This window comes from Lawsonibacter sp. JLR.KK007 (assembly GCF_036941135.1).
Lineage (GTDB): Bacteria > Bacillota > Clostridia > Oscillospirales > Oscillospiraceae > Lawsonibacter.
This window is the reverse complement of record NZ_JAYWSY010000003.1, coordinates 581313-596703: the sequence shown is the minus strand read 5'-3', so window position 1 is coordinate 596703 and position 15391 is coordinate 581313. Positions and strand designations below refer to the sequence as shown.

10 protein-coding genes are annotated in these 15391 nt (G+C 61.2%); 5 read left to right on the top strand and 5 right to left on the bottom strand.

Annotation, left to right across the window (positions count from 1 at the left end):
* Positions 1-108 precede the first annotated feature (108 nt).
* Genes VV088_RS21160 through VV088_RS21145 form a run of 4 tightly spaced genes read left to right on the top strand, consistent with a single transcriptional unit; the run spans position 109 to position 8050 of the window.
* Complete coding sequence (locus tag VV088_RS21160) at positions 109-1596, top strand: TIGR02677 family protein (RefSeq protein ID WP_334602635.1); 1488 nt, start codon at positions 109-111, stop codon at positions 1594-1596.
* Positions 1589-2746, top strand: a complete 1158-nt coding sequence (locus tag VV088_RS21155; RefSeq protein ID WP_334602634.1) for a TIGR02678 family protein — start codon at positions 1589-1591, stop codon at positions 2744-2746. Before VV088_RS21160 ends, VV088_RS21155 begins: the two co-directional genes overlap by 8 nt.
* A complete protein-coding gene (locus VV088_RS21150) occupies positions 2724-6770 on the top strand; it encodes a TIGR02680 family protein (RefSeq protein ID WP_334602633.1) in 4047 nt (1348 codons plus the stop codon). The genes VV088_RS21155 and VV088_RS21150 overlap by 23 nt, the downstream gene beginning before the upstream one ends.
* Complete coding sequence (locus VV088_RS21145; protein WP_334602632.1) at positions 6767-8050, top strand: TIGR02679 family protein; 1284 nt, start codon at positions 6767-6769, stop codon at positions 8048-8050. Before VV088_RS21150 ends, VV088_RS21145 begins: the two co-directional genes overlap by 4 nt.
* A 596-nt stretch (positions 8051-8646) precedes the next feature.
* Here the strand turns inward: VV088_RS21145 and VV088_RS21140 are convergent.
* The gene (locus VV088_RS21140; RefSeq protein WP_334602631.1) at positions 8647-9036 is read right to left on the bottom strand and encodes a hypothetical protein; all 390 of its coding nucleotides are present in this window, start codon (positions 9034-9036) and stop codon (positions 8647-8649) included.
* 276 nt (positions 9037-9312) lie between these two features.
* On the opposite strand from VV088_RS21140, the gene VV088_RS21135 reads away from it, so the two are divergent.
* Positions 9313-10110: a hypothetical protein gene (locus VV088_RS21135; RefSeq protein ID WP_334602630.1), complete on the top strand. Its 798-nt coding sequence runs from the start codon at positions 9313-9315 to the stop codon at positions 10108-10110.
* Positions 10111-10224: 114 nt separating this feature from the next.
* Here the strand turns inward: VV088_RS21135 and VV088_RS21130 are convergent, their stop codons facing one another.
* From VV088_RS21130 to asnA, 4 genes are all read right to left on the bottom strand, one after another.
* Complete coding sequence (locus tag VV088_RS21130) at positions 10225-11076, bottom strand: glycoside hydrolase family 25 protein (protein ID WP_334602629.1); 852 nt, start codon at positions 11074-11076, stop codon at positions 10225-10227.
* Between the two features lie 240 nt (positions 11077-11316).
* Entirely contained in the window at positions 11317-13707 is a 2391-nt protein-coding gene (locus tag VV088_RS21125) for a homocysteine S-methyltransferase family protein (RefSeq protein ID WP_334602628.1), read from the bottom strand.
* The gene (locus VV088_RS21120) at positions 13694-14371 is read right to left on the bottom strand and encodes a methionine synthase (protein WP_334602627.1); all 678 of its coding nucleotides are present in this window, start codon (positions 14369-14371) and stop codon (positions 13694-13696) included. The genes VV088_RS21125 and VV088_RS21120 overlap by 14 nt, the downstream gene beginning before the upstream one ends.
* Positions 14371-15384 carry an aspartate--ammonia ligase gene (gene asnA, locus VV088_RS21115; RefSeq protein WP_334602626.1) on the bottom strand — a complete coding sequence of 338 codons (1014 nt, stop codon included), beginning with the start codon at positions 15382-15384 and terminating at the stop codon, positions 14371-14373. Before asnA ends, VV088_RS21120 begins: the two co-directional genes overlap by 1 nt.
* Positions 15385-15391 lie beyond the last annotated feature (7 nt).

Genomic DNA, 15391 nt, shown 5'->3' with positions numbered 1-15391 from the left:
TCCAGTAAACTGTATGAAGCAAAAACTGCGATATATGATTGTAATGTCGGGACGGATATAGTATGATTAAGTCGATAAAAGGAATTGAGTGTGAAAGGCAGGTATATCATGCTGCAAGCTGATTTATTGGAAAATATTTCCGAAACCAGATATCTCTCAGCAGATAACTACAGGGCCTATCGAACAATTATGCGCATCTTCTACCTGGAACACCAAAAGATGCACTACCAGATGGATCGGGACGCTGTACTGCTCCTGCTTCGGGGACAGGACGTCTTTGCGGACTATACCCCGGAGCAGCTGACGCTTGACCTCCAGCAGCTGGTCAAGTGGAAGAACCTCACGCCCATCCAGGACCCGCGCAAGCCCCGCACCATCGCCGAGTTCAAAAACAAGCAGTATCAATATATGATGTCCCAGACGGCCATCGAAATCGAACGGCTGACCATCACGCTGGAAAATCTGTCCACCCGGACTGCCGGGCTCTCTGTCAGCCCCTTCCGCCGCATCCGGGAGGACCTGTATAAAGCGGAACAGCTGGACACTCTGCCCCTCCGAGAGGCCAACGCCTGGTGGCAGGACCTGCAGGAGGACTTCCAGCGGCTGAGCCAGAATCATCAGGATTTTCTCCGGGAGTTCTACGGCCCCGGAATGGAAATGCAGATGAAATCAGTGGATTTTATTGTTTATAAGCAGAATTTAGTGCGATATCTGGAGGATTTTATTCAGGACCTCCAGCACAGTGCCGCCCAGATCGGCGCGCAGCTGGAAAGGTTCGCTCCGGAACAGGTCACCCATATTTTAGACCTGGTCCGGCGCAGTGAACTGGAGATCCCCCGCCCTCAGTCTGAACAGTCCCCCAACTGGGAAGCGGAGCTGCAGACCCGGTGCCAAGGGGTCTGGCAATCCCTGACTGACTGGTTCACCGGCAGCGACCCCGCCGCCCGGCAGGTGCTGAACGTGACCAACGAGGTCATCCGCAGGGCGGTGCAGAACGCGGCACTGCTGGTACAGATGGAGAATATGGGGGTGAGCAACAAGGCGGAGCTGAGGCACCTGCTCACCCTGTTTGCCGGCTTCAAGACGGTGGAGGAGAGCCATCGCCTCTCCGCCCTGGTATTCGGCGCCCAGCAGGCCCGGCACTTTACCTTTGACCACATCCGGGAATCGGAGCGAATCGACCTCAGCCCCTACGACGAACCTCCCATGGAGTATTCCCTTGTGCCCCGGACACGGACCTACAAGCCCCGAATGGATCGCTCCGGGTTTGCGGACAAGAGCGCCGAAAAGGCGGCCCAGCGCCAGAAGATCCTGGAGGAGGAACGGGCCCTCCGGCAGGAGGTTATGGGGTACATCCGGGACGGGAAGCTGGACCTGGCCGCGTTGGATACCCCCGTCTCTCCCGCCGTGCGCACAGTTTTCCTGTCCTGGGTGGCGCTGGCCAACCTCAGTCCGGACAAGCGGGGCCAGACCCAGTACGGGCAGTCCTACACGCTGAAAAGGCGGGGAAATCAGACCTGCCAGCTCAGATGTACCGATGGGATACTGACTATGCCAAACTGTGTGCTGATGTTTGAGGAGGCCGGCCATGTATGAATTTCGCGCTCTGCTGGACCGGTTTTGGGTCACCCGGGCGGAAGACCGTGAGCTCTATTTCAACCTGAAGCGGACTCTGCCCGACTACCGCAGGCTGGTCAACGAGCTGCTGGGCTGGAACCTGGTGGTCAATGAGTCGGTGGTCAAGCTGGAGAAGGTGCCGCCCAGGGCCATGCCCTGGATGGGAATACAGTCCTTTCAGGAGCCGCTGGACTACTGCCTGTTATGCGCCGTCCTGCTGTATCTGGCCGATCTGGACGACGGCGCTCCCTTTCTGCTCTCCTCCCTGACCCAGGCTGTAGAGACCTTTCTCAGCGAGGTGCAGCCGGTGGACTGGACCCGGTTTCCCCACCGCAAATCCCTGGTCCGGGTCCTCCAGTACGCCCAGGAGGTGGGGCTGGTGCTGGTCTACGACGGGAACAGCGCACTCTTTGGCAACGATCAAAGTCAAGAAGTACTCTATGAAAACACCGGCCTGTCCCGGCACTTTCCGGTACATTTTGGGCGGGATATCATGGGGTGCCGGTCCATCGAGGATTTTGAGGCCCTCGCCTGGGAGGGCGACGAAACCGAACAGCGCCGGCGGCGGGTCTACCGGCAGCTGGCGCTGGCTCCCGGACTCTACTGCTCCGACCAGACCCAGAGCGATTATGACTACATCAAAAATCAGCGCCGCACAGTGGGCGGAAATCTGGATCAGTTTTTGAACGGGGAGCTTCAGCTCTACAAAAACGGCGCGTTCTTTCTCCTGTCCGAGGGGGAGCGCTGCGGGCTGCTCTACCCCGGGACCCGGGCGCTGTCCGACGTGTCGTTGCTGCTGTGCGCTCAGTTGAGAGAACAGATCGAACAGGGCGTCTATCCCCGCCGGGCGGACGACACCGTGCTGCTCACTCGCCGGGAGTTTTTCTATGAGCTGGAACGCTGCCGGGCCCGGTATGGAAACGGCTGGGGCTCCCAGCTGCGCGCCTGTTCTTCGGAGCGCATCTATCAGGAGCTGACCGCTTATATGGCCGATTGGATGCTCCTTGAGGTACTGGAGGAGGACATACTGCTCTACCCGGCCGCGGGCAAACTGGTAGGGAGTTACCCCGCCGCTTATCAAAATGAGTCAAGGGAGGGGGAGGAAGATGAGCCGCTGGAAGATGAATAAGCTGGGATTTCTCAACTTCTGGCTGTACGACCAGGAGGAATTTCCCATCCATGACGGCCATATCCTGCTGCGGGGCAACAATGCGGCGGGAAAATCCATCACCACCCAGAGCTTTGTCCCCTTTATCCTGGACGGAGATAAGCGTCCGGAGCGGCTGGACCCCTTTGGCTCCCGGGATCGCAAGATGGAGTTTTACCTGCTGGGCGACAACGAGCGGGAGGAGTCCACCGGCTATCTGTATCTGGAATTTCGCAAGCCCGGCGCGGAGGAGTACCGGACTATCGGTGTGGGAATGCGGGCCCAACGGGGGAAGCGGGAGATTGATTTCTGGGGCTTCTGCCTCCGGGACGGGAGGCGGATTGGGCCGGGCGGACTTCAGTTATACGAAAAAATGGGCGGGCAAAACCTGCCTCTCAGCAAGCGGAAACTGCATCAGCTTATCGAAGATCCCAGCTGTTGGGCTGAGAGCCAGACAGCCTACAAGGAGATGGTCAACAAACAGATTTTCGGCTTTGAGGACATCCGGCAGTACGACCAGCTGGTCCAGCTGCTGATTATGGTTCGGGCGCCCAAGCTGTCCAAGGATTTCCGCCCCACCGAGGTGAAAAAACTCTTAAATCTGTCCCTCCAGGTGCTTACAGACGACGATCTGTCAGCCATGGTCAGCACCATGGAGCAAATGGACAATCTGGAGGACACCCTCCACGGCTATCAGAGAGCCATGCAGGACGCCAGGATCATCCGGAACGAATATAACCGGTACAACCAATACATTCTGGGCCGCAAGGGTCAGGCTTATCTGGAGGCCCGGAGTTCCGTTCAGCGTCTGCGCAATCAGCTCCGGGACGCGGAGAACCTGCGCGGCGATCTGGAGCGGCAGCTGGAGGAGCAGTCGGAGCGGAAACGTCAGTCCGGGACCCGGCTGGAGCAGGCAAGGGCCCAGCGGACTGCTATGGGAGATGACGACCTGTCCGCCAAGGGCGCCCAACTGAAACAGGTTTTAGAGAACTGTACCCGGCTGGCCGTTCAGCTGGAACAGGGAGAGAACCGGCTCCAAAAGCTGGAGGACGGGATATCCAGGCGGGAAGTCGATCTGCGGACGCTGACCCGGGAGTGTGATGACACTCGCGCCGCAGTTCGGCGGCTTCTGCGGGAGCTGGACGATCAAAACGAGCTGCTGCGTCTGGGACAGGAGCACGATCAATATGTTCACAGCCTCAAGGCAGAACAGTTCGTCACGGATTCGCAGGCTCTTTTTGCCGCGCTCCGGCAGAGGAGCCGGCAGATCGGCGAGGTTCTGCGCGCCCTGCAAAAATCGGAGGAGGCCAGAACGATCTACGACAACGCCTGTCAGGCCGCAGACCAGGCCGGTACTCTTGTGAGGGAGGCCCAAATCGTACTGCGGGACGCCCAGACCCAGGAGCGGGAGGAGCGGGACAGGTTGCTGGAGTCCTTTACCCTCTGGCGGGATCAGAATACCCAGCTGGAGATCACACAGGACCTCTGGCTGGACCTCCGGCGGGCCCTTGCCGCTTATCATACTCCGGCGGACTGGAGTCCTGTCCGCAATCAGGTGGATGAATGCGTCCGGATACGTGAGTCAAATCTACGGGCACAGCTGCTTCAGGCGGAAACCTTCCGGAACACCTTGTTGGAGGAGCAAAAAGAGCGGGAGCGGGAGTTAAAACAACTGAAAGCCCAACCAGACCCCATTCCGCCCCGCCGGGAGCAAATTCAGGCCGCCCGCCTCCAGCTGATGCTGCGGGGCATTCCCTGCGCCCCCCTCTATGAGCTGGTGGACTTCGCCCCTGACCTTCCCCAGGAGGAGCGGGACCTGCTGGAGGCCCAACTGACTGATACCGGGCTGCTGGACGCCCTGGTAGTGCCGGAGGAACACCTGTCCGCCGTTCGGGAACTGTTGGAGGAGTACCCGGATCGTTTTCTGATCCCCGGACCCGCTGTAGAACAGCCTGTCCAGGGTCTGATCCCCGATGCCAAGGGGCGCTTTCCCAAAGAAACCGCCGCCTGTCTCCGGGGGATATCCCAAACCGACCTCAGCGCCGAGACAGCCCTTCTCCCCGACGGCCGGTTCCGCTGCGGCATGATCCAGGGCCGCAGCCACGCCGAGGCCCCTGCCGGATTCGTAGGCGCCGCCGCCCGGGAGGCCAACCGGCAGCGTCAGATTTTCGAGCTGGAGGAACGGTTGGAGCAGTTGTCTGCAAAGGTGCAGTCCGCACAGACTGAGATTTTGGACTGGACCGGACGGCTGGAGCAGCTGGAGCAGGAGCGCTCCCGGATGCCGTCCGCCGAAGAGCTGGACCAGGCGCTGGCGCTGTTGGATCAGGCCCGCCGGGCGCTGCGTCAGTCCGAGGAGGAGCAACAGAAAAAGCAGGCCGTCGAGCAGGCGGCAAAGCAAGCCTGGTCCGCGCTGGAGGAAAAAACCGTCAGCCTCAGTGCCGGTCTGCCCTACGAGCGGACGGTCCCGGACTATGAGGAGGCCCAGGAGGCGGCCACCGGCTATCAAGATACGCTGAACGACCTGGAACACAGCCGCCAGAAGCTGGACTATGCGGTCCGTGCCGCGGAGGATGAGCAGAATACCATTGACGAGCAGCGGGATCAGACGGCGGACCAGAGAAAGGACAATGAAGCCGTGCAACGATCGCTGCAAGTCAGCCGGTCCTCCGCCGAGGAGCTGCAGGCCTATTTGGATCGGCCGGAAAATCAGGCCCGTGCCCGCCGCCTTATGGAGCTGGATCAGGAGATCGACCACCAGAATCAGGAAAACCGGAAGGCGGATAATGCGTGCGCCGCTCTGGAAGTAGAGCTGAAAAATTCCAATGAAGTCATTGCCCGGCGAAAAGAAAACCTCTTGAACGCGACGATCGACGAGCAGGACACGGAGCGCTACTTCCTGGAGGACCTGAAGCTGGGATTCTCCGGGCTGGACGAGGGCCTGGATTTGGAGGAGCGCGCCCGGCAGGCGGTGAGTAAAATCCCGCCCGCCGACCGGAACTATACGCCGGAGCATATGGCGGACGCTCTGCGGAGCAACTATCAGAGGTCAAACAACAGCCTGTTAAGCTATCACCCGGAAATCAGATTAGTCTTTGACGCGCCCAGCCAGCCCGCACATCTTCGGCAGCGTCTGTGCATCCTGCTGAAAAAGGGCGGGAAGGAGCTCTCCCTCTATGATTTTATCCAGTCCCTCCAGACCGACATCGACTCCACCGACAGCATTCTGGAGGATCGGGATCGGGAGCTGTTTGAAAACATCCTGACCGAGACTATCAGCCACAAGCTGCGCGCTCGCATTGAGGAGAGCGGCCGGTGGGTCCAGGATATGACTATCCTGATGGCGGGACTGACCACCTCTATGGGGCTGACCTTCAGCCTGGACTGGAAGGAGAAAAAGTCGGAGGGGGAGGGGGAGTTGGATACCGCCCACCTGGTCACTTTGCTGAACAAGGACCGGGCCCTGCTCACGCCGGAGGACAGCCAGAAAGTCTCCTCCCATTTCCGGAACAAGGTCAAACGGGCCCGGGAGGAGGCACATACCCAAGGAATGTCAGTCAATTACGCTGATCTGATCCGCTCAGTGCTGGACTACCGGGGCTGGTACGAGTTTCACCTGTTCTATCAGCGGGGAGAAGACGGGAAAAAGGAGCTGTCTGACCGGGCCTTCAACAAGTTCAGCGGAGGCGAAAAGGCGATGGCTATGTATGTGCCCCTGTTTGCCGCCGTCTCCGCCCAGTATCACAAGGGCGGGGAGGCCTGCCCCCAGCTGCTGGCCCTGGACGAGGCCTTTGCCGGTGTGGACGACCAGAATATCAGCGCCATGTTTGAACTGATGAGAACTCTGGATTTTGACTACATCATCAACTCCCAGGCCCTGTGGGGCTGTTACGCCTGCGTGCCGGACCTGGACATCGCCGAGATGCACCACCCGCCCAATGCCCCGGTGGTGACCATCCTGCGCTACCACTGGAACGGGACACAGCGGACACTGGAGGACAGCCTATGAGCGAACAGGCCAGGGCCTGCGCGGCCTATTTGAAGGATCACCCCGGGTACCGGCGCATCATGCAGGAATTGCTGAAAAAATACCGCAGCTACGGCCGGCCGGCGGGAACCGTCCGTTTGGACGACGCTACCCAGGAGGAGTGCGCCGCCGCTCGAGGCGTCTTCGGCCGTCCCTTCTCTCCGCCGCTGCGATTTCAGACGGCACAGTTTGAGGCGGCGCTGCAGGAACTCCGTTTTGGGAAAGTCTCTCTAAAGGAAGTCCTGGAGGCTTACTTTGACACGGAGATCAGAACAAAAAATGAGCTGCGTGAGGTGGAAAACAGCCGTTTTTCCGCCATGCTGACCCAGGTGCTGGAGCAGACGGTCAACAGCTCCTGCATCCGGTGGCTCCAAACGCTGTCCGATCCCCAGAGCGGCGGATATCAGCTGCTTCGCCGGGAGGCCGCCAAGGATCCGGAGGGGACAGGACGCGGTCTGCTGCAAGCCTGCCGAAGCCTGGACTGGCTGGAGCGGCACACACAGAGAACGGTTCGTCTGGCCGTCCTCAGCGCCCAGGCCACCTCTGATCCCCACGCCCTGGACAGCGGAACGTTGGTCGGAAAGCTGTTTTTATACCTTCTGTCCTTTCGTTCCGGCTTGGAGGTTCCGGAAAGCGCGGAGCAACGAGATATCCTGTACTATGAAAACGGTATCTTGTGCGACAGCATTTCCAGCCTTGTCTCTCAGGTGGGGCTTGTCCTTTACACAGGAAAAGAGGAACACCCCGCTTACCGACTGCTCAGGCAAAGTCACGAGATATGTACCTTGTCCCTCGCCAATCTGTCCGGACTGACCGGCGCATACAGTTCTTCAGGACGGGCCTACATCGTGGAAAATGAGATGGTGTTCACCCAGCTCTGCGACCACTCCGCTCAATTTCATTCCCCGCTGATCTGTACCTCCGGCCAGCCCTCTGTGGCTGCGCTGCGGCTGCTGGATCTGCTGGCGGCGGAAGGAGCAGAATTATTCTATTCCGGGGATTTCGATGGCAAAGGCTTGTCCATCGCGGCGCAGCTGTGTGGCCGATATCCAGAGCTGCTCAGTCCGTGGCATATGGCGCCCGATGACTATGAGCTGTGTTGCTCCGATAAACCGCTGAGCGAGTCCAGCCGCTCATTGTTGCAGGGCTGCGCCGGAACGGCCCTGGAAGCCTCTGCAGAGGCCGTCAAGCAATGTGACCGCGCCGGATATCAGGAGCTGTTGATTCCATTACTGGAAACAGATCTGACCGAGACATGGTAGCTTCGGAACAGCTCTATTGTTTGTTTCGCTTTGGCTGTGTTCCCCAACAGCTCAAATGTGGGGACGAGCAGCAGATCAATATCGTTTCGAATCGCGGCCGATATGGCCGGAATTAAACCGCTCTGAGGAAATACGGAACCAATTTCCGCACAAACCGAGGTGCCTGTCACAGTATCATCGAAGCTGATATTTTCCTCTATCATTTCTCGAATCCGCTCTGGACTGTCCCCATAAACCCATATTCGCATAGGGATACCTCCTCGCAAAGCTTATAAAAATAACTATGACGAAAGCAGCAAAAACATGCTTTCGTCATAGTTGTTTTAGACTTATTTTTTATTCTTTATACATTGTGTGCGATTTAAAAGGCCCCGCCTGTGGCGGAGCCTTTTAGAGCATTTTCTTTCAACTTTTCAGCCTAGCTGGTTTGAGGTTTCGCTGCACAACCCCTCCTGAAAACTCAGTAAGACAATGCTTACCGGCGCACCCTCTTACCTCAACGTTTCCACAGACACACATTGTTGCCTGTTTCATATTATTATAGCAGAATTGTACTTTCACCACAACAATTCCAGGACACTCTTACCAAATCAATTCTATCCAGCATCTGACTCTATTATGGCAAACAGTTCTTCTTGCAGGGCAAGGCAGTACTCCTCCAGAAGTCTGTCATCAATTGCATGTTGGATGATACCGTAGGGTGGAAAATGATAATTGCATTCAGACACAATGTAGATGTAAGCCATTGTGGAAAGATAGTCGCCCTTTTTAAATCCATCAAAAATGACATGTAAATATGGACCGCTTTCCTGCTCAGCCTGGTCTAAAAGGAGATCCATGCTCCGTTTTGCATTACGGACTACCTTCGCATGATCCCATGTTCCTTTTTCGACATCAATACCGGCAGCAAGTAGGGAATCCAACAAATCCTCACGTCGTTCTTCCAGCAGCGCTTTTAAGCCTAATTCTAAAATGCTCACTTTCATAATAGATCGCCTGCTTTCTATTTATTTTGTGCTTTTTATAGAAACATGTCACCTATCTCTTCTTGGAGATAAGTGACATATTTTAAATGGAATATAAAGGAAAATCAAAAGAAAAATGATGGCCGTGCCGCTAAAGTCTTCGTCAAAGTAAATGTCATCATTAGGTCAAAAGCCAGTCTGTACCAAAGCCCTGCTTTCCATATTTGGTTGTAAAAACTGAGCAGTTACGCCTTATTATAATAGCTTGTCCAGTGTCCTTATGGCACAACGCCCCATGTGGTGGAGCCCAAATACCCCGGCGTGGTGGAACGCTACGTAAACATGGGGGACTGCTACGACAAGGAAGCCCTGTGGTCCCTGCGGCAGGAGATCATGGACTGCATGTCTGGCTACAAGGGCTGCTACCAGCGGGCCTACCGCTGCTTGGGGGCGGCGGCAGAGATCATGGAGGATCAGCGTTCCGCCCTGCTCACCGAGCCTCTGGCCCAGAAGCTGGCCAAGCGGGCCCACGGCATCCTGATCCGGGAGGTCCCCCGCCGGAAGGCGGAGCGGCCCGGCCGGGTCACCCTGCGCTTCCTAGGGGCGGTCACCCACCAGGGACCGGTGTGCCTGTATGACACCGCCCTGGCCCAGTGCCAACGGATCTATGCTCTGACCGACACCTGCGGCCTGGCTCACGAGCTGCTCATCCATCTGCTGGCCGGGATGACCTCCAACGGCTATGACGCGGTGGCCTGTCCGGACCCCATGGCTCCCGACCGGCTGGCCCACCTTCTGGCGCCCCAGCTGGGACTGGCCTTTCTCACCACTCCCTCCTCGCTGCCCTTCCCCGGCGCTCCCTACCGCCGCATCCGCCTGGACGCCGCCGCAGACAGCGAGGTCCTGCGGCACAACCGGCCCCGGCTGCGTTTCGCCAAAAAGGTGTCCGCCGCCCTTGTGGAGGAGGCGGTCTCCTCCCTGGCGCTGGCCAAGGCCATGCACGACGACCTGGAGGCTGTCTACAACCCCCATGTGGACTTCGAGCTGGTGGATAAGACCGCCCAGGACATCTGGGAGGAGATCCTCACCTTCTGACCGCCGGGACCATGGCAATGGCGGTCCTGGTAAAATCCCGCTGGGACAGATTCTCCATGGTCCCCGCCTTCTTTCCAAAAAAGCGGACCCGCCCTGTTGGGGGGCCCGCTGTATTCAGCGCAGATCCAGGTCCAGGTCCACGTCCCCCTGGATGCCGGCCACCTGACCGGTGTGGGTGTACTGCCACAGGTCAAAGTGGTAGTAGAAATCCGGTTTGGTGTCGTACTCCGCCAGCCACAGGGTATACCCGGTCAGCTCCCGCAGGTCGTAGCGCAGATAGCCCAGACTCTGGTTGAAATAGACTGCCGGCGTATAGCCCGCCTCCCGGACCTTGGCGCAGAAGGCCGCCGCACACTGGGTGAGGGTGCGGTTGTCCAGGCTCTCGGTACGGGCCCCGCTGCCCGAGGTGATGGGCTCCCAGTCGAAGGCGATGGGGTAGGCGATCTCATACCCCTCCACCGCGTTGAGGACGTAGGCGGCCTCCGCCTCCGCCTCCTCGGGGGTGATGGCCTGGGAGAAGAAGTAGACGCCCACCTCCAGCCCGGCGTCCAGCGCGCCGTCCAGGTTGGCCTGGAAGGTCTGGTCCATAAACAGCCCGCCCTCAGTATACCCCCGGTAGCCCAGGCGGAGGATGGCAAAGTCGATGCCGTCCGCCGCAACGGCGGGCCAGTCGATCTCATTCTGATAGGTGGACACATCCACGCCGGTTTTGGCCGCTTTTCCGTCCCGCTCATAGGACACCCGGCCCCGGCTGTCCACGGTGAATCCCTCCCGGTCATAGGGGTTCAGGGGCATGCCCTCCAGAGGGGTCAGCTGTCGGTCCCCAAACCGGAAGGTGACCGGCTCCTCCTCCGAGATGTCGGGGGGCGGCTCCTCCTCCTGCTTCTCTGGGCGCAGGATCAAAAACAGGGTCACGCAGGACACCAGCAGGGCCAGCAGAGCCACCACCAGGGTCAGCTTGCCCATCCAGCCCCCTCCGCCGGAGGAGGACCTCCGGGACGGCGGCGTCTGCTGGCTCCGGTGTCTGGGCGGTACGGCTGCGGGAAGCGGTTCAGTCTCTTGGTCCTGCTCCGGCAGCAGATCAGGCGGATATGAGTTCACGGCACTTCTCCTCCCTCGCTTCGACGATTTTCCTCATTGTACCATATCGGCAGAAAAAGCGCAAGAATTAAGGGGGCGGCTGAGGCCGCCCCCTTCCATATTCCTTTATCCGATGACCTGACGGGCCACGTCCACGCTCTCCTTGGCGTCCTTGGCGTAGAAGTCAGCTCCGATCCGTTTGGCGTAGTCCGGGGTGAGCACCGCGCCCCCCACCACCACCTTGCAGGGCGTCCCCTCCGCCCGGAGGAGGCGGATGGTCTCCTCCATACTGCCCAGGGTGGTGGTCATCAGGGCGGACAGGCCCACCAGAGGGGCGCTGTGCTTCTTTGCGGCCTCCACCACGGCGGAGGGCTCCACATCCCGGCCCAGGTCCACCACGGGGTAGCCGTAGTTCTCCAGCAGCACCTTGACGATGTTCTTTCCGATATCGTGAATGTCCCCCTTGACGGTGGCCAGGACGATGGTCCCCTTGGGCTCCTCCTCCCGGCCGGGCCGGGCGGACAGGTGCTCCCGGATGACCTCGAAGGCGGCCTGGGCCGCCCCCGCCGCCTGGATCAGCTGGGGCAGGAAGACCTTCCCCGCCTCAAAGTCCGCCCCCACCTGGTCCAGGGCGGGGATGAGCACGCCATCCACCACCTCCATGGGCGCGGCGGTCTCCAGCAGCTTCCGGGCGGCGGGACCCGCCTCCCCCTTCAGCCCGGCGAGCACGATCTGCTCCAGCGTCCGCTCCCCGCCGGACGGGGCGGCGGCCTGGGCCGCCCCGGCGGTGACGGTGGTGGACACGGTGGCGCTGCCGTAGGCGGCGATGTAGTCCCGGGCGTCGGTGTCGATGTTCATCAGCAGGTGGTAGCACCGGACGGCCGCCATCATGGCCGCCAGATTGGGGTTGAGGATGGGCAGGTCCAACCCGCGGGTCATGGCCATCATGAGGAAATTCTGGTTCACCAGGGGCCGGGCGGGCAGGCCGAAGGAGATGTTGGACACCCCCAGCACCGTCTTCAGCCCCAGCTCCTTCTTCACCCGGCTCAGGGCCTCCAGGGTCTGGGAGGCCGCCGCCTGCTCCGCCGACACGGTGAGGGTGAGGCAGTCGATGTAGACATCCTCCTTCCGGATGCCGTAGTTCATGGCCCGGTTCATGATCTTCCGGGCGATGTCCAGCCGGTCCAGGGCGGTTTTGGGGATACCCTTCTTGTCCAGGGTCAGCCCCACCACCGCCGCGCCGTACTTCTTCGCCAGGGGGAGGATGGCCTCCAGCACCTCCTCGTCCCCGTTCACCGAGTTGATGATGGCTTTCCCGCAGTACACCCGCAGGGCCCTCTCCAGCACCTCGGGACGGGTGGAATCCAGCTGGAGGGGGGCGTCGGTCACCCCCTGGAGAGCCTTGACCACCTTCACCATCATGGCCGCCTCGTCGATCTCGGGCAGGCCCACGTTCACATCCAGAATATCCGCCCCGGCCTGGGTCTGCTCCAGGGCCTGGCCCAGCATGTAATCGATGTCCTCCCGGAGGAGGGCCTCCTTCATCCGCTTTTTGCCGGTGGGATTGATGCGCTCGCCAATGACCCGCACCCGGTCGATGACCACCGCCTGCACCGGACTGCACACGGCGGCGGGAATGTTTCTGGGAATGTCCCGGATGGTCCGCCCGGCCAGGGCCGCCTTCAGCTTGGCGATGTACTCCGGGGTGGTGCCGCAGCAGCCGCCGTAGAATTTGACGCCCAGCTCCGTCAGGCCGGCCATGGCGGCGGCAAACTGGTCCGCCGTGATGTCGTAGCCCGCCCCGCCGGGATCGGGCAGGCCGGCGTTGGGCTTGATCGAAATGGGCAGGGTGGTCCACCGGGTCAGCTCCTCCACCAGGGCGGGCATCTCCCGGGGACCCAGGGAGCAGTTGATGCCGATGGCGTCCGCTCCCATCCCCTCCAGGGTGAGGGCGGCGCAGGCGGGGGCGTGGCCCAGGAAGGTCCGTCCCCGCTCCTCGTAGGTGAGGGAGACGATCACCGGCAGGCTGCTGTTCTCCTTCACCGCCAGCAGGGCGGCCCGGCACTCCTGAAGGTCGGTCATGGTCTCGATCATCACCAGGTCCGCCCCGGCGGATACCGCCGCCCGTACCTGCTGGGCGAAGATGTCCACCGCCGTCTCAAACTCCAGGGTTCCGGTGGGTTCCAGCAGCTGGCCGATGGGACCCAGGTCCAGGGCCACCAGGGCCTTTCCCTGCGCCGCCTCCCTGGCGATGGCGATGGAGGCCGGGATCACCTCCTCCACCGTCCTCCCCGTGCGGAGCAGCTTCTCCCGGTTGGCCCCGAAGGTGTTGGCACAGAGGATCTGCGTCCCGGCGTCCACGTAGGCCCGGTGGATGTCCAGCAGCCAGCCGGAGTGCTCCAGGGCGGCCAGCTCGGGGTGTTCCCCCAGCTTGAGGCCCCTGGCCTGGAGCATGGTGCCCATGCCGCCGTCCAGAAGGATGGGGCCGGGGGTGTTTAACAGTTCACGAAATTCCACAGTGTCCGCCCGCCTTTCGGTATTGACAGCCGCTCTGAGCCGGACAGCCCAGACAGCTGCGCTTCGTTTGTTCGATTGGTCCGTCTGCGATCCCCAGGATGGCGGTGACCGACTTCCGGGGGGTAAGCAGGTGGCTGTCCGTGGCGCACAGCCCCACCCGGCGGGGGGCGTCCAGCAGGTCCAGCAGCGGCCCCTGGACCTCCAGGGGCAGGTCCCCGTAGCCGGGGCTGTACCGGAAGGGGAAGGAGCAGCCGGGGAAGTGTCCCTGGAGCTCCCGCTCGATCTGGTCGCAGACCTCCTCCACGGCGGCGGAGGCGCAGCAGTCCAGGGTGAGGGCCTTGGCCATGTCCAGCCGCTCCGTCCGGCGGATAAGAGCGTCCGCCTCTGCCCCCAGGGTGGCGCAGAAGACCGCCCCCCGGCTGCAGCCGGACAGGTGGGCCTTCAGGTCCCGCCCCGGCAGGAGCAGACCGCCCTCCAGGCGGACGCCAGCCTCCTCCAAGGCAAGGTCCGCCGCCCGCCAGCTCCACCGGGGGCGGATGACCTCCAGCAGCTCCTGGGCGCACCGCTCCACCTGCCCCCGCAGGAGGCCGTCCGCCTTCTCCGGCGGACAGCCCATGTAGCGCAGAACCTCATCGGGATTCAGCCGGGTTACGGTGATGGCCATTACAGCAGCGTGATTCCCGCCGCCCTGGCGGCCTGGAGGTTGGCCTCGTCCCACAGGGAGGACTGGACCTCGCCGATGTGGGCCTTGCCCAGCAGCAGCATGGACACCCGGCTCTGGCCAATGCCGCCGCCCATGGTCAGGGGCAGCTCCCCCTTCAGCAGCATGTTGTGGAAGGGCAGCTCCCGGCGGTCCTCGCAGCCGGCCAGCTTCAGCTGGCGGGCCAGGCTCTCCTCATCCACCCGGATGCCCATGGAGGACACCTCAAAGGACCGCTGGCCCACGCTGTCCCACACCAGCAGGTCGCCGTTCAGGTCCCAGTCGTCGTAGTCGGGGGCACGGCCGTCGTGGGGCCTGCCCGACTTCAGCGTTCCGCCGATGCCCATGAGGAAGGTGGTGGGGTGGTCCTTCACAAAGGCGTCCTCCCGCTCCTTGGGGGCCTTTTCGGGGAACAGGTCCTCCAGCTCCTGGGCGGTGACAAAAGCGATGTCGGTAGACACCTGGGGCAGCACGTTCAGCTGGGGGAAGACGGTGCGCAGAAAGGACTGGGTCTCAAACAGGGCGCTGACGATGGCGCACACCGTCTGCTTCAGATACTCGACATTCCGCTCCTCCCGGGTGATAATCTTTTCCCAGTCCCACTGGTCCACGTAGGCGGAGTGGAGGGAGTCCAGCTCCTCGTCCCGGCGGATGGCGTTCATGTTGGTGTACAGCCCCTCGCCGGGGTGGAACTGATACCGCTTCAGGGCGTACCGCTTCCACTTGGCCAGGGAGTGGACCACGGCGGCGTCCCCCTCCACGCCGTTGACGTCAAAGGTCACCGCCCGCTCCACACCGTTCAGGTCGTCGTTCAGGCCGGAGGACACCGGGACGAACAGGGGGGCGGACACCCGGTGCAGCCGCAGGGCTCCCGCCAGCTTGTCGGCAAAGAGCCGGTTGCCCAGGTCGATGGCCCGCTGGGTCTCATAGATGGACAGCAGGGGCTTGTACCCCTGGGGCAGTCGCAGATCTTTCATGGCAAAA